The 18353-nt window shown below is 39.9% G+C and carries 13 protein-coding genes; 4 read left to right on the top strand and 9 right to left on the bottom strand.

The window, feature by feature from the left end:
- Positions 1-204: 204 nt before the first annotated feature.
- Positions 205-5895, bottom strand: a complete 5691-nt coding sequence (locus MmiHf6_RS03360) for a cobaltochelatase subunit CobN (protein WP_316558294.1) — start codon at positions 5893-5895, stop codon at positions 205-207.
- Positions 5896-6567: 672 nt separating this feature from the next.
- Here MmiHf6_RS03360 and MmiHf6_RS03355 point away from each other — a divergent pair.
- Together MmiHf6_RS03355 and argH are read left to right on the top strand one after the other, a co-directional pair.
- A complete protein-coding gene (locus MmiHf6_RS03355) occupies positions 6568-6780 on the top strand; it encodes a hypothetical protein (RefSeq protein ID WP_316558293.1) in 213 nt (70 codons plus the stop codon).
- A 1236-nt stretch (positions 6781-8016) separates the two neighbouring features.
- Positions 8017-9486 carry an argininosuccinate lyase gene (gene argH / locus MmiHf6_RS03350; RefSeq protein ID WP_316558292.1) on the top strand — a complete coding sequence of 490 codons (1470 nt, stop codon included), beginning with the start codon at positions 8017-8019 and terminating at the stop codon, positions 9484-9486.
- Between the two features lie 51 nt (positions 9487-9537).
- On the opposite strand, the gene MmiHf6_RS03345 is transcribed toward argH, so the two are convergent.
- Positions 9538-9798, bottom strand: coding sequence for a hypothetical protein (locus tag MmiHf6_RS03345; RefSeq protein ID WP_316558291.1), 261 nt, complete (start codon positions 9796-9798; stop codon positions 9538-9540).
- 155 nt (positions 9799-9953) lie between these two features.
- Here MmiHf6_RS03345 and gatD point away from each other — a divergent pair, with 155 nt between their 5' ends.
- Positions 9954-11240, top strand: coding sequence for a Glu-tRNA(Gln) amidotransferase subunit GatD (gene gatD / locus MmiHf6_RS03340; protein ID WP_316558290.1), 1287 nt, complete (start codon positions 9954-9956; stop codon positions 11238-11240).
- A gap of 384 nt (positions 11241-11624) precedes the next feature.
- Positions 11625-12746 carry a Fic family protein gene (locus tag MmiHf6_RS03335; protein WP_316558289.1) on the top strand — a complete coding sequence of 374 codons (1122 nt, stop codon included), beginning with the start codon at positions 11625-11627 and terminating at the stop codon, positions 12744-12746.
- A 78-nt stretch (positions 12747-12824) separates the two neighbouring features.
- On the opposite strand, the gene MmiHf6_RS03330 is transcribed toward MmiHf6_RS03335, so the two are convergent.
- The 7 genes from MmiHf6_RS03330 to MmiHf6_RS03300 all read right to left on the bottom strand — a co-directional run bounded on the left by MmiHf6_RS03330 (position 12825) and on the right by MmiHf6_RS03300 (position 18312).
- Positions 12825-13082 (bottom strand): hypothetical protein, encoded by a 258-nt coding sequence (locus tag MmiHf6_RS03330; protein ID WP_316558288.1) that lies wholly within the window; start codon positions 13080-13082, stop codon positions 12825-12827.
- Positions 13083-13447: 365 nt separating this feature from the next.
- Positions 13448-14512, bottom strand: a complete 1065-nt coding sequence (locus tag MmiHf6_RS03325) for a hypothetical protein (RefSeq protein ID WP_316558287.1) — start codon at positions 14510-14512, stop codon at positions 13448-13450.
- Positions 14505-14801 carry a hypothetical protein gene (locus tag MmiHf6_RS03320; protein ID WP_316558286.1) on the bottom strand — a complete coding sequence of 99 codons (297 nt, stop codon included), beginning with the start codon at positions 14799-14801 and terminating at the stop codon, positions 14505-14507. Before MmiHf6_RS03320 ends, MmiHf6_RS03325 begins: the two co-directional genes overlap by 8 nt.
- A gap of 222 nt (positions 14802-15023) precedes the next feature.
- Positions 15024-16043: an energy-coupling factor ABC transporter ATP-binding protein gene (locus MmiHf6_RS03315; protein WP_316558285.1), complete on the bottom strand. Its 1020-nt coding sequence runs from the start codon at positions 16041-16043 to the stop codon at positions 15024-15026.
- Between the two features lie 14 nt (positions 16044-16057).
- Positions 16058-16852, bottom strand: a complete 795-nt coding sequence (gene cbiQ, locus MmiHf6_RS03310) for a cobalt ECF transporter T component CbiQ (RefSeq protein ID WP_316558284.1) — start codon at positions 16850-16852, stop codon at positions 16058-16060.
- A gap of 74 nt (positions 16853-16926) precedes the next feature.
- A complete protein-coding gene (locus MmiHf6_RS03305; RefSeq protein ID WP_316558283.1) occupies positions 16927-17424 on the bottom strand; it encodes a hypothetical protein in 498 nt (165 codons plus the stop codon).
- A 141-nt stretch (positions 17425-17565) separates the two neighbouring features.
- Positions 17566-18312, bottom strand: coding sequence for a CbiM family transporter (locus tag MmiHf6_RS03300; protein ID WP_316558282.1), 747 nt, complete (start codon positions 18310-18312; stop codon positions 17566-17568).
- Positions 18313-18353 lie beyond the last annotated feature (41 nt).

Below are 18353 nucleotides of genomic sequence, written 5' to 3'. Positions count from 1 at the left end.
TTTTTCATCTCTTTTAAACAGAATCATTTTTTGAATCATTTTTGATTTTTTCAAATCATTCTTTAAATTCTGAAAACTTTATTTTTCAATTATTTCTGTCTCGTTTTTCAAAAAAATAATAAGGGCAAAAGGTTGAGTTCTTTTGCCCTCGTTTGTTTTCATTCGTCTTTCACGGAGTCTTCAATTCTTTCATCGATTCTTTAATTATTTCTTTTTGAATCCGTAGAAAACGGCGCCGACAACCAGCACGACAAACGCAATTGCCAACATGCTTGATGCCGAGAAAGTCGGATTGTTTATGAAGTCTCTAATACTTGAAATCGAATTGTCAATGAACGAAGGCGTCATTTGATATCCGGAAACTTCTCCGGGCGCCTGAGACAGATCTGTTCCGGCACCGCTGCCTTCTTCCTTTTCTTCAACGGAAGACGCTTCGACAATTTGAGCACCGCCTTCGTTATTTGTACTGCCCGAAAGCAAATTCTTGGGCGGAACAACTTCCGGTCGTTTTCCGGTTGCTTCTTCAATTTTATCCAAGAACTTCTCCTGCTCTTCCGGCGTAATTCCCAAAACAGACATCTGTCCCGCAACAAAACTGTTATACATCGGGTTGCCACACGTGTGGTGGCAGCAGGCAACCGTGTTTTGATTCACAGATTCAATGTAGTCTTTTATAAATTGATCCATCAATTCCTTTTCTTTACCGCTCAAGTTACCTTCAACTTCCATAAGCGCCTGAATATATCGTGCAGTCGCCGATTGTAAACTGTAAGCATACTGAGGATCCGACTTCAGCCATTCTCCGTTTTCACCTGTCAGAAGATTTTCATAAATCTGATTGATCAAATCCTGAGAGATCAAATCCGGCTGCAATGCCTGCCAGCCCCAGAGATTCTCAAACACTTTTGCCATCTCACGCGCGCCGGCATAACCGTGCTGCTGCATTCCATCCACCCATTTTTGGTTCAAATAACGGGCGTATATCTCTTTTTCAAGATAATCGCTCAACGAATCAACAGTCGGCGCGCCTGTTTTTTGAAGATTCATCACAAACGAATCCGGATATTTTCCGTCTTCGCGTGAATGACTGACCGCTAAATTCAGTCCGCCCAGATATTGATAAAAGTCATCAATATCAATGGCGCCGTAAAGCGGAGAAGACCTGCTGTGAACCGTTGCGTCAACATTTGCCAGCTGGGATTTATACAAATCATTATCATTTGTCGTTCCCCATTCACCGAGACTGTTGTACACATATCCCATTCTTTTGATGAAATGTTCTGCCAGCTGAGAATTATCTTCCCAGGAATCCGTTGAACCGACCAAACCGTCCATTCCCGCGCCGTATGAATCAGAGGCGGGACCGAATATTCTGGACAAAGCTTCATCTTTAGAATAACCGCCGCTTATGATTTTGTCAGTGTTTGTGCGGATATTGTTCACGCCGTCTGTCTGCTCATACGCCAATCGGATGGCGCGGTCCAGCATCAGAACTTTTTCAGGGAAAGTGTCACGGTAAACGCCTGAAATTTCAACAACAACATCAATACGCGGTCTTGTAATCGTTTGCCCGTTATTCAACTGAACAGTGAGTTCATTTGCCGGAATGACTTCAAACTCCGCCGCATTCACATTTCCGCCTGAGGCCCACATCGGTTTAATGCCGATTAAATACATGATTTGAGCTTCCAAAACGCCTTCTGTTCGGGTCGTTTCGCCGGCCCATAACACATATCCGATACTGTTGGGGAATGTCCCGTGTTCTTCATAATAATCCGCAAGCAATTGATCTGTCAGTGCAACGGCAACATCCCACGCTTCTTGCGTCGGGATACGGCGCTGGTCTACTGTATAGAAATTGCCGCCTGTCGGGAGAACCTGCGGACGCGTTACCGGATCTCCTCCGGCTTTAGGCTCAATAAATCCGCCGTCTAAGGCTTTTAATATGCTGTCCATTTCTCCGGCAGACGCAATTAAATCTGAAGCATATCCTTTGCCGATTGTCAGCTGGGAGACAATGTTTTCTTTTTGAGCATTCGTCGGTTTATTCGTTTTTGACGCGAATACTTCATCAATTGCTGCTTCAGATCCTTTTCCGTCTTCCAATACAAGTTTTAATATCGCGTACGCGTCATCAGATGTCGCGCCTTTGACTGCGGTAACATTTTGTGTATATTCGACGCTCAGCATTGAGAAGACCATTTCCGTCAGCGCATCCCCTTCCAAAGCTTGTCCTAAAATATGCAAACCGTAAGGCATGTAGCTTGTCTTCAAATCTTCTAATATTTCTTCCAGTTCTTCAAGAATCTTTTCAAATTCCGTTTCTTCCATATTGCGGAGTTCTTCTTCCGTGACGCCTAATTTTGAATCAAGCCCCGTTGAAAGAATATTTAAAATGATTGATTCAACGTGTCCGGCTTTCACTTCTTCGTTTTCCACCGTCTGATAGCTTTGGATTGAATTTCCAAGCGTCGCGTAATCGCCGTAAAGTCCTGCATAAACGATTGCCGGCGTCATGTGGTCGATCAGAACGGCATTTCCGCGGCGTTTGGCAACCATACCTTCGCCGACACCGTCGACAATGTACGGATAAATGACAGGAACATATCCGGTCATCACTGCCGGCCAGTCATATCTCGAAAGTGCCGTTTCTTTTCCGGGAAGCCATTCTTGAGTTCCGTGCCGTCCCAAATGAATGATTGCGTCTGCGCCGAATCTCATTGATTCGTCATCAGCAGGATATGTTTCATATTCACCGTTTTGATCTTTTACGATTTCTGCCTCACCGCCGTTTTGAAGCCAAAGGTAAAATGCGATGTATTGATGTGTCGGCGGCATGTTTGTGTCATGGTAAAGTGTTTCAATGCTTTCGGCATGACCGCGTGACGGCTGCGGTGTTAAAATAACGCGCCCGTCTCCGTCATCGCCGCTGACATCAATGTACGGAATAATGATGTATTTCTCTTGGTACACCATGATATTGCCGGGCGCTTCGCCCCACATGTCAATGACATCTGCTTTTTTCTGTTCGTATAATTCGGTTTGTTCGGTGATTCTCTTTTCTTTTTCTTCATCGCTTAATGTTTGAACGGATTCTTCAAACCAAGCGCCGAGATAGATTTCCTTGAACCACTTCTCATAAAGTTCTGTTGAAATCAAAACAGCTTTTCCGGTGTCATAAATTTCTTTTTCATCTGATACGTCCACTTCGCCGATTAATTTTTTGAGTTCTCCGGGCGCCCAGCCGCCGACATTAATGCCTTGAGTTATCATTGCGTCAACCATTGTTTCTGCGTCCGGGATCAGTGATGTGTCAATATTATAATCCGCCTTTTCCATCGCTTCCGTAAGCGTAATTGTACTTGCGGGAACATCCAAGTAAGATGCGCCGATGTTTGCTTTGCCGCCGCCGTGATTGTAATAGAGTATCGCAATATTTTTGTCGGCATTATCTTTGATTTGAAGGTTCAGCTGCCCGACAACGCGGCCGACAAGCCAGTCCATTTGATCATTCATCGGTTTAGTCATAACGGCGCCGTCATACTCTTCCGTTGAAACGACGGCTATCGGGTCAATTGCGCCGATAAGTTCCTGATTCACTAATTTCATAGAACTGTTGCCGAACGGATTAGACGCTTTTTCCCATTCTTCGGCCGTATCGACAATCAGAATGTTAAATACGGGAATATCTAATTCGGTTTGATTGAATCTGTGTTCTCCAATGTAGCGGTAGTTCAGAATCGCATCAATTTCACCGGCGATGAAATATTTTCCGCCGTAATCTTCCGTGTCAAAATACGACGGCGCTTCACAATAAGTTGCAATGACATTGATGCCTTTCTTTTCCAGCTCTTCAATCATTTTGGCAGTCGGTTCCATTTTGTCGGGATAATAGGATTTGTAAAAAGTGATTCCGACTGTCGGATTTTCGGGATCATATTGATACGGCGCGTCTTCGCCTTCCCAAATTTGTTCATTATTAGAATACCATTCAATATAATCGTCATATTCTGTTTCAAAAACGTTTTCCAAATGCGGATGATAAACAGCTTTGATCGGCAGCTCAACTGCATTTTCAGGTCTGTCCAAATCATAGCGTCCGTAGAAGTCAATCAGAATCATGTTGACCATATATTCCAGATTTTTGTGTTCATACGGCGTGTTTGACCAATAATTCGCAACTTTTTCTTTGTATTTTGTTAAGTTGTCATCCGTATCAGAAATTCCCGGGACAGACGGGACTTCATATCCGCCGTAACTCGTGTTCGCTCTGGTTGAATTGTCATCCAATAAAACAACCTTCCCGTCTTTACATTCTTCAAGCAATGCCTCTTTGACATGCTCCCATGTCGGCGTTGTTGAAACCATGTGAATTGAAATAACATCAGCGTCTTTAACAATCGCTTTTATTTCTTCTTTATCTTTGTCAATAAGCGTTTTTGTTTCAAGAGAAAGGAGTTCGACATTGCTGCCGTTTGAAGTGTATTCGTTTGAGAGGGTTGCGATAATTTTGTTATGGGTTTCATAACCGCTGATGATGAGAACTTTTTTGGGAGCGCCCAATAATGCCGGATCTGCATTTATAATCGTGACCGTTTGACTGCTTGTATTTTCTCCATTTTTAGCAGTGATTGTTACATCAGTATAACCGATTGCCAAATCTGTTTTGGGAATCGTTACTGTAAATGTTTCATCATCTTTGTTTCCGGTTACACCGGCACTTTGACCGCTTATGTTTACATATTCTGCAGACACAGAATCGGCACCGTAAATGAATGCGCTTATAACAACATTTTCTTCTTCCGCGGTACTCGAAATATCAATTATGACAGGCATTTGAAGCAATATTATTACGGAATCGGGCTGATTAATCGGATCCGCATTCATTTTCGGAGCTAAAAATGTTCCTTCAATGGTGTAAATGCCGTTTGTTTCTTCGGAAGAATCTTCCTTTAATTCATCAAATATTTCAAAAGTTTGATTTGCCGTATCGGTTCTGCATCTGGCTCCCAATATTTCTGCATCTGTAATTGATTCATCCGTGATTTGGATTTCTTGGGTTGCAATATAATTGCCCATCGCACCGGAATATCCGCCCAAAATAAAATAATTGCCGGGCTCAATGTTTTCAAATTTAAAATTAGATCCTGAATTACTGTCATTGCTTTTTGTGACTGCAATCACTTTGCATGTTCCTGCTTTGTGTGCTGTCAATGACATCTGATCAATATTGTTTCCTGCGGCTGCTTTTATTATTATTTCTGTATTGCCGGTTTTCAGGTCATTGTAATCAATTGTAAATTCAAATGTATCAGCTGTTTTTGTTTCCGATGATGAAATTTTCAGTGTTTTGACATCATCTGTTGCATTGTTATATTCAACGGTTACATATTCTGCCGCATACGCGGTTGCTTTGATTTGAATACTGTCTCTGTCGTCTTCTATTTCACTGTTTATTAATACAGGCGCGCGAATCAAAACAATAGTTGAATCCGGCTGGTTAATCGGGTCCGCATTCATTTTCGGTGCCTGAAATGTTCCTGTAATCGAATAACTTCCTGTTGATGTACTTGTTTCGGCTTCTTTTAATTCTTCAAAGAGCTCATATGTTTTATTGGCAATGTCAGTTTTGCATCTGACGCCCAATATAGCTGCATTTTCAACAGATTCCGCATCAATTTCAACAGCTGCCGTTGCAATATAATTGCCCATCGCACCGGAATATCCGCCCAAAATAAAATAATTGCCGGGTTCAATGTTTTCAAATTTAAAATTCGGTCCTCCTGTGCTGCTGTTGCTTGTCATAACCGCAACAACTTCATATTGTCCAAATTCTTCATTTTCTAATCCGTTCTTATTTTCATCCGCCGATACAATCGGCACAACTGACGACATTAATAAAATCAATAAAACAAACAATACGATTTTTTTTCCTGCAGTAACTGTGATAATACCAATCCCTCTCTTCATTCAATCATTTGATAATACCAATATTTTATAATATTTTATCAAAAACAAGTTAATTTTCATCATAAATTTGTGAATTTATTATGCCGAAGGCTGAATAATTCATTAAATCGTTCTATTACATTTGTTTAGAATATAAACATGATTTTTTTGATAACGTTTGTTATCTTTTAAGATTCAATTAAATTCACTCTATTTTGTTTTTATAAAATTAGCAGTGAATTTTTACATTTTTAGAAAACAGGGGCTGTCGTCATTTCACATTTCAATATGACAAAAGTCATCCGACTTTGAAATGATCTTGGAAAAGTTTTGCTTTCAGTAAATATTTAAGAAACTTTCATTTACGAAAAAGATCGAAAAAGATCGAAATAGATTGAAAATCCATTACAGGGTTTAAATTTTGTTTTTGATTATTTCATTCAATCTTATCCATTCGATTATGTTGTTTTATTCTATTCAATAATTCTATTCAATAATTCTATTCAATAATTCTATTCAATACTTTCACCCCGCTTACCTTTCCTTTAATACTCTCAAACGACTTTTACGAATTACTGTCCCGGTCATAAAGATCGAAAAAGACGGAGGAATATTATCATGAACGCCACAATCGAATCCAACGATTTCAATGAAAGTATCGCTTTAAACAAAACAATTGAAAACCAAATCTCAAACGCTCCGGTTTCTGAAGAAAATGAATTTTTCAAAGGATTGGTTCAAAGAGCACGTTTTTATGAACAGTTTGAGGAAAGAAAATCAAAAATCACTTATTCAGTTGTTCAGACAGATATCGGCGCTTTCACTGCCTGATTCTGTTTTACTGCCATTTATTTTTCTTATTGCTCTCGGATATTGAATATTATTGTAACAATGATTATTGTAACAATGTAACAGATTTAATAAAAACAGTTTAAGAAAAACGATTTATTTCATTTGCATTTTTCTTTATTCATTTATTTTCGATTTTTAATTTTCGATTTTTATTGATTTTTAATTTCTATTTACGAGTTTCACATCCATTTTTTTATTTTTTACTTTTTTGAAATTTAAGAGCGCAGCTATTCAAAATAAATTTTTGAAATGATTAAATGATGAAAATAAATTTTTGAAATGATTAAATGATGAAAAATGAAACCAGGAGCCAACAAAATAATAGAAATTATAAAAAATCAAAAATTCTGAAGCAAAATTTGTTAAAAGATTATTAGAAAAGAAAAGATTATTAGAAAAGTTAAGAAAAGTTTAAAAAATAAATTTTTGACAGACGGAGGTTGAATCCGCGAGTTTTGGCAAGCTTGCATTTTTGCCAAGACTCGCAGACTCAGAGTTTACATGTGTCTATGAGGAACGTTTTTTTGCCGTAAGGCAATGGACGTTTTTCCGTTTTTTTCGTGTTTGTAGGGAGTTGTTTTGTGTGTTTTACAAGGGATTGGGTTACAGATCGTCAAAGAATTTTTTAATATCAGAATATCAGTTTTGATCTTATCAAATTCTTTGCCAATCTTATCATTTGAATTTTAGCCGGTCGGTTATTTTCTTGCCGTTTTTTCGTTTTTATCCAACCTGTAATATTTTATAATATTCTCTTACTATTTATATGTATGCCAAAAATTTTCTTCAAATCAATTTTTAGATTTTTGATATATTTTATGTCTATCAATATATCTGACTTACTTTTGATTTATCATTTCGGATGTTTTTCTTTGAAATTACTTTTTTGCTTATGCTTGCTTGCAAGCAAAAATAATTAATACATTATTTTCACCCAAATTATATAAATATGTTCAAATAATATTTCCTTATGAGTAATCATTACAAATAACAGTGAATAATCTTCTTATTTTTCTTTCATTATTTTGTTTTTATTTTTGTTTTTATTTTTTTTGTTTTGTTTTGCTTATATTATTTATTAATTTAAATTTTTGAATTTAAACGGGACTTGATAAATTTTCCGGATTTTCGGGATTATTTTAATATAAGAACGCTTAACATTCCTGTACTTTTACGATTCCTTTTGATTTTATTAAATAAACAGGACAGAGCGAAATGAGTGATATTTTACGGCGCGGAAGATTGAGCAAAAACCCGGGCGAAGAAATGCGGGCCTACACATCTTCAATGGAAGCGGACGAATGGATTTTTGAAGCGGATGTCTATGTAGATATGGCGCACACGCTGATGCTTCACGAGCAGGAAATCATTTCAGCCGATGACTGTTCTAAAATTCTTTTCGGTTTGCTTCAAATCAAAGAAGAAGGCATGGAAATGCTGGATTTCAGTTACGAAGACATTCATATTTCTCTTGAATCGCGTTTGATCGACATTATCGGAGAAGAAGCCGGCGGCAGAATGCACTCCGGCCGTTCCCGCAACGACGAAGTTGCAACCTGCATTCGATTTGCGCTGCGCAGCGAACTTCTTTCAATGCTCGAAGATTTAATGAAATTGGAAAATGCACTTACAAGACTTGCATCTGATCACTTTAACACGCTGATGCCCGGATTTACGCATCTGCAGCACGCTCAGCCGACAACATTCGCGCATCACTTAACGGCGCACGCAGACGCAATCGAGCGCGACATTTTCCGAATCATTTCCGCTTACGGGCGCGTCAACATCTGCCCTCTCGGCTCGGCCGCATTTGCATCAACCGGATTTCCGATTGACAGATATACGACCGCAGAACGCCTCGGCTTTTCCGCCCCGATGACAAATTCAATGGACGCTGTCAGCAGCCGCGACTTTTTGATTGAATGCGCCGCCGCTTTCTCAAACATTATGATCAATCTCAGCCGCATGGCAGAGGAACTTATTCTTTGGTCAAGTCAGGAATTCAATTTTATAGAATTGGATGACGCATATGCGTCGACTTCATCCATTATGCCGCAGAAGAAAAATCCGGATACGGCTGAATTAATGCGCGGCAAATCCGGAACCGTTGTCGGATCACTTTCAGCGCTCTTGACGATTTGCAAAGGTCTTCCGCTCAGCTACAACCGTGATTTGCAGGAAGCAACGCCGCACATTATCAAAAGCGCGCACGTGACAGCCGCTTCCGTTCGCATGATGACGGGAATCATGGAAACGCTGACGGTTCACGAAGATGTTATGAAAGAAAAGGCGGTTGAAGGATTTACAACGGCAACGGAATTGGCCGACACGATGGTTCGCGACGCGGGAATTCCGTTTCGAACGGCGCATCAAATTGTCGGAACACTCAGCAAAACGACGACAACGCCGTCGCTGAATGAAATCGATTCGGTTTCAACAGAAGTTCTCGGTTACAAGCTATCTGATAAAGGATTGACGGAAGAAGCGGTCGCCGGCGCGCTTGATCCGATGAGCAATGTGAAGCGCCGCGCGGTGATTGGCGGGCCCGCCCCGACTCAAATGCGTGATGATTTGTCGGACAAGAAAAAGAGATTGTCCGCGCTTCAAAAACAAATTTGGGACATGGATCTGGCGGTTGAAAAAGCACTTGAAAATTTAACGGAAGAAGTCAAAAAAGCGATTTGATAAGCGTTATGATTGCGATTTGATAATCAATTTGATTTTCTTCTTTTTGTTTTATTTTGCTTTCGTTTTATTTGCTTTTGTTTCATTTGCTTTCGTTTTATTTGCTTTCGTTTTATTTGTTTTCGTTTTATTTGTTTTTGTTTTATTTTGCTTTCGTTTTATTTGTTTTCGTTTTATTTGTTTTCGTTTTATTTGTTTTTGTTTCATTTGTTTTTGTTTCATTTGTTTTTGTTTCATTTGTTTTTGTTTCATTTGTTTTTGTTTCATTTGTTTTTGTTTCATTTGTTTTTGTTTCATTTGTTTTTGTTTCATTTGGTTCTTCAATTTGTCATTATAATTTATTTTCAAAAAAGTTTAATAAACCGTACGGCAAAAGCAATATGTATTATAGTAATAATTTCAAATCAAATTTATTTCAATTCTTTAATTCATTCTTTATCAATCTGTCAATAATATGAGGAAAATTCATGGCATTTAAAACAGGAGATTTTGTAAAAGTAGAAAAGGACGGCGTTTTTTTTGAAGGTCACGTGATTCCGGGCGAAGCCGGATATGTTACGCTAAAAATGGTCGGCGGCGGATACGTCTCAGGATTCTTAGAAAATGAAGTTAAAGTCACGGTTTTGACTTCTGATGCCGCTTCCGCGCCGCCCGAAGCGCCGAAACAGGTTGTCAGAAACACTGCCAAAGGCGCGGGTATTAAAATTTCCCCGTCGGGCAAAAAAATCACAATCATCACGACCGGCGGCACAATTGCGTCTTACGTGAATCAGGATACTCGAACGGTCAAGCCGTCATTTACGGGCGAAGATTTGCTTTTGGAAGTTCCCGAGCTGGAAGGTTTTGCCGATTTCAAAATCCGCGACGTCTTTCACCTTCTTTCCGAAAACATGAAACCTTCGAACTGGAAAGAACTCGCGCAGGTCATTTATGATGAAATCAAATCCGGCGCCGACGGCATTATTGTGACGCACGGGACGGACACGATGACTTATTCCGCCGCTGCCGCCGCCTATATGATTGACACGCCTGTTCCAATCGTCTTTACCGGCTCGCAGCGCAGCCCTGACCGTCCGAGCAGCGACAATCACATGAATCTGATGTGCGCCGCGCGCGCGGCAGCAGGCGACATCGCCGAAGTTCTGCTTGTCATGCACGGCTCTTCGTCTGACGATTTCTGTTCCGTTCACCGCGCCGTCAAAGCCCGCAAAATGCACACGTCACGCCGCGACACGTTCAAGTCGGTCAATATGTTTCCGATTGCCAATATGGATTATTTCACGGGCGAGCTGACTTTCCTTTCAAATTATGTGAATTACGCGAAGCGCGGCGAAAACGAACTTAAAATAACGCCCGCGCTTGAAGAAAAGTGCGCGATCGTCAAATTCGTTCCCGGCGCCGATCCCGCGATTTTTGATTTTTATGTCGAAAAAGGATACAAAGGAATCGTTCTTGAAGGCGTCGGCCTCGGTCACGTCTCTGATGATTGGATTCCTTCTTTGAAGAAAGCCGCCGACAAAAAAATTCCGGTTGTTATCACTTCTCAGTGCATTAACGGCAGCACGGCGCTCGGCACTTATGAAACGGGCCTTGCGATGAGGGAATCAGGCGTTGTTGACGCGGTTGATCAGCTGACGGAATCCGTTTTCGTTAAACTGATGTGGCTGCTCGGTCAAGATTTGGATTATGAAAAAGTGAAGGAATTGATTGTGACGGAAATGAAAGGCGATATGTCATCGATGATTATTGATTGATTTCTGCATTTCTCCTTTTTTCATTTTTCTCTTTTTCATTTTTCTCTTTTTCATTTTTCTCTTTTTTATTTTTCTTTCTCTTCTTTTTGATGTTGATTCAAAAAACGCGGACAGGTTTGAATATTTTAAAAAATGGCGGGACTCGCGCGCGGCGCAGCTGTCGGGCAGAAGCGTAAACCTGTTGATTGCGGCGGAAACAAAAGACCGATTGCCGAAATGATAATTTAATTTTTGTAATGTTCTCTCGTTTTTTCGTCTCAATTTAATAATTTTACTGATACTTATTGATACTTATTTATATCAGTTCATCTCTCCTATCTTCTTATGGAACCTCAAATTTTAACTCAAATGTTGACGGATAAAAATACTTTCAGCTTTTCTAAATTGAAATACAAATACGGGAAGGAGAATTTTGATGAATATTTCTCTCTTTTATCGGACTTTTTTTATCGAAAAGTTCCGCTGAAAGATTTTTCCGGAAATTCGTTCGTTTATTCTCCGGCGCAGGTCCAAATTGTTTCTCAAAGTTTGAAACAGTTGATGCAAACTTATTCCGGTGAAAAATACGGCGCTAAAGCCATGGAAGATGAAATCGTTTCAACGCTTTCGATTGAAAAAATCGATACGACACGGGAAAGTGTTCGGGAAATTTTAGCGGGACGGGCGCCGCTCTCTCAAAATGAAGAGAAAGCTTACGGCATCAAAAAGGGGCTTGATTTCATTTCCGATCCGTCCAACAAAATCACGGCTGAAAATTTGAATCGGCTGTACCGGATTTCTATTAATGATTTTTTGGATCCGGATGTCAAACTGCCTCCGGGCGCCATGTACCGCAATGATTCTGTTTATGTTGTCGATTCGTCGGGAAAACCCGTTCATTCGGGATTGGATTACGAAAAGCTTCCGGCTTATACGGATGATTTGATTGCGTTTATCAATGACGATTGCGATGAAATCGATCAGGTTTTGAAATCGGCAATGATTCATTATTATTTCGCTTATCTTCATCCGTATTTTGACGGAAACGGGCGAACAGCACGGCTCTTGCAGCTTTGGTATTTGGTTCAAAAAGAATACACTTCGGCTTTGTTCATTCCGTTTTCTTTATTTGTGAATCAGAATCGAAACGATTATTACAAATCATTTAAACGGATTTCGGAAAATCATGACGCGGCAAAAGTTTCGGACATGACGCCGTTTTTGTACTTTTTTACTCAAAAAGTGTTTTCACAATTTGAAAATTACAGCGTCGATGATGATGTTTTTGAAAAATTCCGCGCCGTCATGAATACGGGAAAAGTGACGGAGAAAGAAAAAGAACTGTTTACTTTCGTTCTTTCCAATTACGGCGGCGGCGAATTCTCGACAAAAGATTTGGAAAAAGATTTCAGAAATGTCGCTTACGCGACCGTTCGAACATTTGTTTTGAAGTTTGAAGAATTCGGGTTATTGAAATCGCAGAAGTACGGGGCGAGAGTGAAATACAGAATTAATGAGATAAATTGATTTGGAATTTCATTTTTCAAAAACCTATTTTTATTTTATTTATTTCATTTTTTTATTTATTTCATTTTTTTATTTATTTCATTTTTTTATTTTTTTTATTTTTGAAAAATGATTTCTCTCTTTTTGGTTCTTTTTCAAAAATGAAGTCTCCTTTTTCGATTCCTTTTTTAAAATTTGTGCGGTTCGCGCGCGGCGGCGGCAGCTGCTGCCGAGCGGAAACCTGAAGGTAGCAGCAGCAACGTAAACCTGATTGGCAGCGGCAACCGTAAAAGACAGTTGCAGATTGGCAGGCTCAGCCGGAATCGGCAGCAATAAAAGAAAGGTGCAAGAAAGCACCTTGCAGGAGCGGAATGCAATTGGAAAATCAGCCTGTTTTTGAATTTTCGTTTCGCATGGGAAGAATCCGCCAAGTCTCGTTTCCTCCGCTGCGCTCCGGCAACTCAACTTGCGGGGGCGGTATTTTGTCTTTTAATTCAATTTTCTGTTTTGATTGAAACATCATCTTTCATCAATATTTTCAAAACGGAACGCCTTCTTTTCTTTTTAGTCTAATTATTTAAGATTAGGATTTTATCGGGCGTTCGGGTTTAACATTTTTTTTAAAATTGGATGTTTAGGGTTGATTCTAAAAACAAATAAAATGTGACACAAGTTTGAAAACAAATTAAAAAAATGAAGCAGCTCGCGCGCGGCAAAGAAGGTTACGTCTGATTTTCTTCTTGAATTTTTGTTTGAGTTTCATTTTCATCGTCTGTTAAAACAATCGGTATAAAATCTGCTTCCGAATAGTCAAATCTGTCTTTTAACAGGATGCAGGTTTTTTTTGATAAAATCCATAACTGATGGGGACCGTATGGATATCCGTCTTCACTTCCTACAAATTCTCTGCTTCTGTTAAAATCTCGCGCTTTTTCCATCGTTTGTTTATTATAATATATGACATTTGATTTCGGAAGCAGCGATTTATTTACTATCTTTTTTCTTAATGTCAGTTCTGTTTTTGGGTCCGTCAGCTCCAAAATATTATTTGAAAGCAATTGATAATATTTCATTTCCAATTGCGGTTTTTGCTCCTTTTTTACTGTTTTGTCTTTTTCTTTAAATATACCTGCTAAATCTGATATGATTCCTTCATTTTCATCAGGTTCTGTCATTAATAAACATTCTTTTCTCATTGTTTTTTTGTAAAATCCTGTTAAACCTCCTTCACCAAATGTTTGAAAAGCATAATCACTAACTATGACTTCTCCATGTACTGTAAAAATAATCTCTTTTCCATCTGTCAGCAAAACAGGGAAAGATAATTCTCCGATTTGCATTCCGATCAACAGTTCATCAGGATTGCGATTTTTTTTATAGCTGTATTTTGTTCCGTAGTTTTTGGCGGCCGGTGATTTATATTGCGGCATAAAAACATAATAATCACAATTATTTAAATCATCTTTAGTTTGTTTTTTATTCGGTATTATCATAATTTGTGTTAAAATAAGCATAATCGGGAGATTTATGAGTGCGCCTAATATTCGTGAACCCGATCCCGGAAATATTTCAAAAAAGTAATCCGATAAATCAGGCATAAACTCCCATGCGAAAAACATTGCAAAGGTTGAAAATAGAAATCCGATAAATAGACAAAAAGGCATTAAAAAATACAATCGGAAGAAGAATATATTCATTTTTTTATTCGGTACGGTAAACAAACTCTTGTAAAGGGCTGCATATATCGCAGGGATGATAAGTATAAAAACATACAACAGTTCACTCATCAGTCTCATCCATAGGCTTTTTAGCGGTTATTCTGCCGGCTGCATCCATTGCTGCTTTAAACAGGATTAAGTAAAACAGGGATGAAAATATTATCACAAAAAAAGTGAATAACGGATCATTTCTGATCGTTCCGATGCTGAGATGCATTATATTTGAAAGAAATTGAGATGCAACGATCCAAAATCCAGCAATTATAATCATCGGGTAGGTGACAGATGCCGTCCAAACACATATAAATTGAAACCATACAGGTTGGAATGATTCAAATCTGCTGTTTTTGGAATTCATAGTAAACGGAGTGTTGATTATTCCGTACGGGGATAAAGTAAATGCAGCGGTAACAAGAGCAAAATATATAAAAAAAATCGGAAAAATATCCGAGTATTGATAAAACTCCTGTTGTTATTAAAACTGAAGTAAAAGTGCTCCAAAACGGATTTTCTTTAATAAATATCTTAATTTTCTCTTTCATCCGTTCACCAGAAATCAATTTATTTCTCAATAAATTTTTTAATCAATCCTCTCAATCCGATATTGAAACTGTTCTCTCAATTTCAACATTGTTTCATGCGAATGATCGTGCGTGTGCAAATGAATATGACCGCCGTTTTCTTCCATTTGTTTCAAAATTTCATTCACGGCATCTTCAAAACAAAGCGGCAGTTCGTCACAGTCAAAACCGATGCTTGTCAGGAGGCGGAAGAACTTGAAAATGTCGGAGGCTTCCAAATTGTTTTCTTCCAAAAGATTCGAATTTGAAAAAATATCTCTCGGGGTTCCTGTTTCAATGATTCTTTTGTTTAAAACATAAACTTTTTCGGCTAGCTCGGAAAGCAAATTGACATCGTGCGTTGAAATCACAATTGTCATGCCTTCGGCATTGAGTTTGTTCACAATATCCAAAACATCACGCTTGCTTTTCGGATCTAAGTTCGCCGTCGGCTCGTCCAGGACAAGCACTTTCGGCTTCATCGAAATGATGGACGCCAAAACGACTTTCTTTTTCTGTCCCAAACTGAGATGGTGCGGGACGCGGGTTTTTAATTCAGTGATTCCCGTCATCTCAAGCGCTTCATCAACGCGCTGTTCAACTTCATCTTTGGAAAGACCGAGATTGAGCGGACCAAAAGCCACGTCATCAAAAACGGTCGGCATAAATAATTGGTTGTCGGGGTCGGCAAACATAATACCGACTTCTTTAACGCGCTCTGTCGGATTCATGTCGGCGACGTCTTTCCCGTCAATAAAAACCTGACCCTTGCTTTTGATTGTTGAATTCATGTGAAGGAAAAGGGTCGTCTTTCCGGCGCCGTTCGGGCCCACAACAGCCACTTTTTCGCCGGAATAAATATCAAAAGAAACATCATCCAAAGCCATCTTGTTCTTCGGATAATGATACGTTAAATTCTTCACGGAAAGAACGGGTTTTTTGTTTTCGTCAGCCGCTGCTGACTTGGAGGCTGCCGATTCGGCGACCGATTCGCTGCTCGGTTCAGTAATTGTTTTTTCGCACATGTCAATTTCTGTCATTTTTTCACTTCCGTTCATCCGATGATTGAATTAAAAATTCCGCTTTGAATAAGGGCAGGCACATGAATCGCGACTGCAAGAATGAATATGATGGAGACGATCACATAATCTTTTGTTTTCATTTTATTTTCGGTGATGATCGTCGGTTTTCCGGTGTATCCTTTCGCAACCATGGAACGGTAAACCTCATCGCCGCGCTCAAAACTTTTAATCAGAAGCATGCCGAGCATATTGGCAATCGATGAAAACATTCTCATCGAAAGATTCGGTCGGAATCCTTTCGATGCCATTGAATTTCTCATGTTGTCAAGTTCATCAGAGAAGACGAAAATAAAACGGTAAGAAAACATCAGAATCTGAAGCAGGAAAACCGGCATTTTCAAGTCGTAGAGAACTTTGATGATTGTATCAAAACGTGTTGTCGCAAGCAAAACCGTCAGCATAATAATTGCTGCCGTTGCGCGGACCAAAATCAGCGCCGCGTTCAGCGCGCTTTCCAGTGTGATGTCCAAAAAGCCGATTGACCAAAGCACTTCACCTTCGCCGCCGCTTAAAAGCAGCGCCGCCGCAAATAATAATATGAATAAAAAAGGAGACCAAATTCTTCGGACGACGAATTTGATCGGAAGTTTTGCCGCAAGAATCATTAAAAACGACAGGATCAGTGCAAAAAGCGCCATATATATGTCATTGACAATCGCAATTGAAATGACCAAGAGCAATACCGCTATGACTTTTGTCATCGGATTCATTCGGTGAATGACGGATGTTTTTGCATATAAGTGAGAATCAATTCCCATCTGGCTCATTTTGTCACTTTTCCTGTATTTTTTTTAATTCGTTTTATTTTTTGTTTCTTTTATTCCGTTGATTCTTGCTTTGCTCAGCTGTTCTTCTTTTTCAATTCTCTGCGAGCCTGCAGATAGAGAATGATTCCGGCAATACCAACGATCCAGCCGAGACCGGCGCCGACTGTAAAGAGGGAAGGTCCTTCCGTTCCGACAATTTTGCTCCACCAGCCGCCGGAGCTTTCCGCTCCGCTCGTTCCCGTTCCTATGTCAATCTTTTTGTTGATTGCGTGTTCGCCTTCAACGACTTTGATGCGGTAAGAAGTGATGCCTTCTTTGACGGCAAACGAATAATTGCCGTTTGCATCGGTCAATCCGGTCACATAAATGGTCGAGGTGCCGGCAGCATCAATTGCTTCAATCGTGACGTTTGTGTTGGCCATCGGGTCATTTCCTTGGTAATAGGCGTGAATGGAAACGGTATCACCCTGAAGGTTCCAGCTCATATAAACGCCGTGCGCTGCGGCAGGCGCGACAAACAAAGAGAGGATCAAAAGCGCTGCTGTCATATATTTCAATATTTTGTATGTCATATTGTTACTCCAAATTATGAATTGTCAATGATAGTATGAATAATTTGCCGATTTGTGTGAATGCATTTGCATGAATGTGTTTGCATGATACGTTTGTATGAATGTGTTTGCATGAATGCATTTGTATGATTAATTTTACTTTTATGCGTCTCTTACGTTTGCTTTGTCTGTTTTGTTTGCTTTGTCCGTTTTATATTGTTCAAGCATTTCCGGTTTTACTTTTTCGATGAACGGAATAATGAAGGCGCTGATAATTGCTTCAACGATCATCAGCGGGATATTCATCAGGAATATCATGAAGAACGTCAGCAGGCCGGGTGTGCTTTGCAGGATGTCGGCAAGGGTCGAGAGGACCGGAACGCCTTCCACTCTGGCAAGCATTGCGTTTAAGCTGCCGAAATCCACGCCGGAGACGTAGAAGACGATTCCCAAAAGAATCGTTGTAATAACGACTGCGATAAAGCTTGTGATTCCGCCGTTTAACCAGGACGGGACTTTTGCTTTGGAAAGCAGCATAAATATAACGTAGCCGGCCAGCGCGGGAACGCCCATTAAAAGGCTGTTGACGCCGAGAACCGTTATGCCGCCAAACTGCAGCAGAATTGCCTGAAGCAGCAGACTGATAAAGACGCAGACGAATGCAATCGGTCCCAATAAAATCCCGGCAAGGCCTGCCAACATCAAATGAAGTGATGTCGGCGGCACGGGAATTCTGAACATACAGGCAACGAAGAGCGCGGCCGTGACAACGGCAATCTGCGGCACTCTGTCGGTCAAATTATTTGTTTGTTTTTTCGCCCATACGATGCTGACAATCAGCAAAATTATTGTTAAGATCCATCCGGCAGCAAGAACCCATGTCGGAAGAACGCCATCTGAAATATGCATATTTCTTCTCCTTAAAATCATTAAACAACAGTGACAAACCG

Origin of the sequence: Methanimicrococcus hongohii (assembly GCF_032594095.1) — an archaeon.
Taxonomy (GTDB): domain Archaea; phylum Halobacteriota; class Methanosarcinia; order Methanosarcinales; family Methanosarcinaceae; genus Methanimicrococcus; species Methanimicrococcus hongohii.
This window is presented reverse-complemented; position numbering and strand designations above follow the sequence as displayed.

Coding starts and splice junctions, on each gene's coding strand:
- MmiHf6_RS03325 (WP_316558287.1), bottom strand. CDS start 14,512: ATGAGTGAACTGTTGTATGTTTTTATACTTATCATCCCTGCGATATAT.
- MmiHf6_RS03345 (WP_316558291.1), bottom strand. CDS start 9,798: ATGAAACAAAAACAAATGAAACAAAAACAAATGAAACAAAAACAAATG.
- MmiHf6_RS03315 (WP_316558285.1), bottom strand. CDS start 16,043: ATGACAGAAATTGACATGTGCGAAAAAACAATTACTGAACCGAGCAGC.
- gatD (WP_316558290.1), top strand. CDS start 9,954: ATGGCATTTAAAACAGGAGATTTTGTAAAAGTAGAAAAGGACGGCGTT.
- cbiQ (WP_316558284.1), bottom strand. CDS start 16,852: ATGAGCCAGATGGGAATTGATTCTCACTTATATGCAAAAACATCCGTC.
- MmiHf6_RS03320 (WP_316558286.1), bottom strand. CDS start 14,801: ATGAATTCCAAAAACAGCAGATTTGAATCATTCCAACCTGTATGGTTT.
- MmiHf6_RS03305 (WP_316558283.1), bottom strand. CDS start 17,424: ATGACATACAAAATATTGAAATATATGACAGCAGCGCTTTTGATCCTC.
- MmiHf6_RS03355 (WP_316558293.1), top strand. CDS start 6,568: ATGAACGCCACAATCGAATCCAACGATTTCAATGAAAGTATCGCTTTA.
- MmiHf6_RS03300 (WP_316558282.1), bottom strand. CDS start 18,312: ATGCATATTTCAGATGGCGTTCTTCCGACATGGGTTCTTGCTGCCGGA.
- MmiHf6_RS03360 (WP_316558294.1), bottom strand. CDS start 5,895: ATGTCGTCAGTTGTGCCGATTGTATCGGCGGATGAAAATAAGAACGGA.
- argH (WP_316558292.1), top strand. CDS start 8,017: ATGAGTGATATTTTACGGCGCGGAAGATTGAGCAAAAACCCGGGCGAA.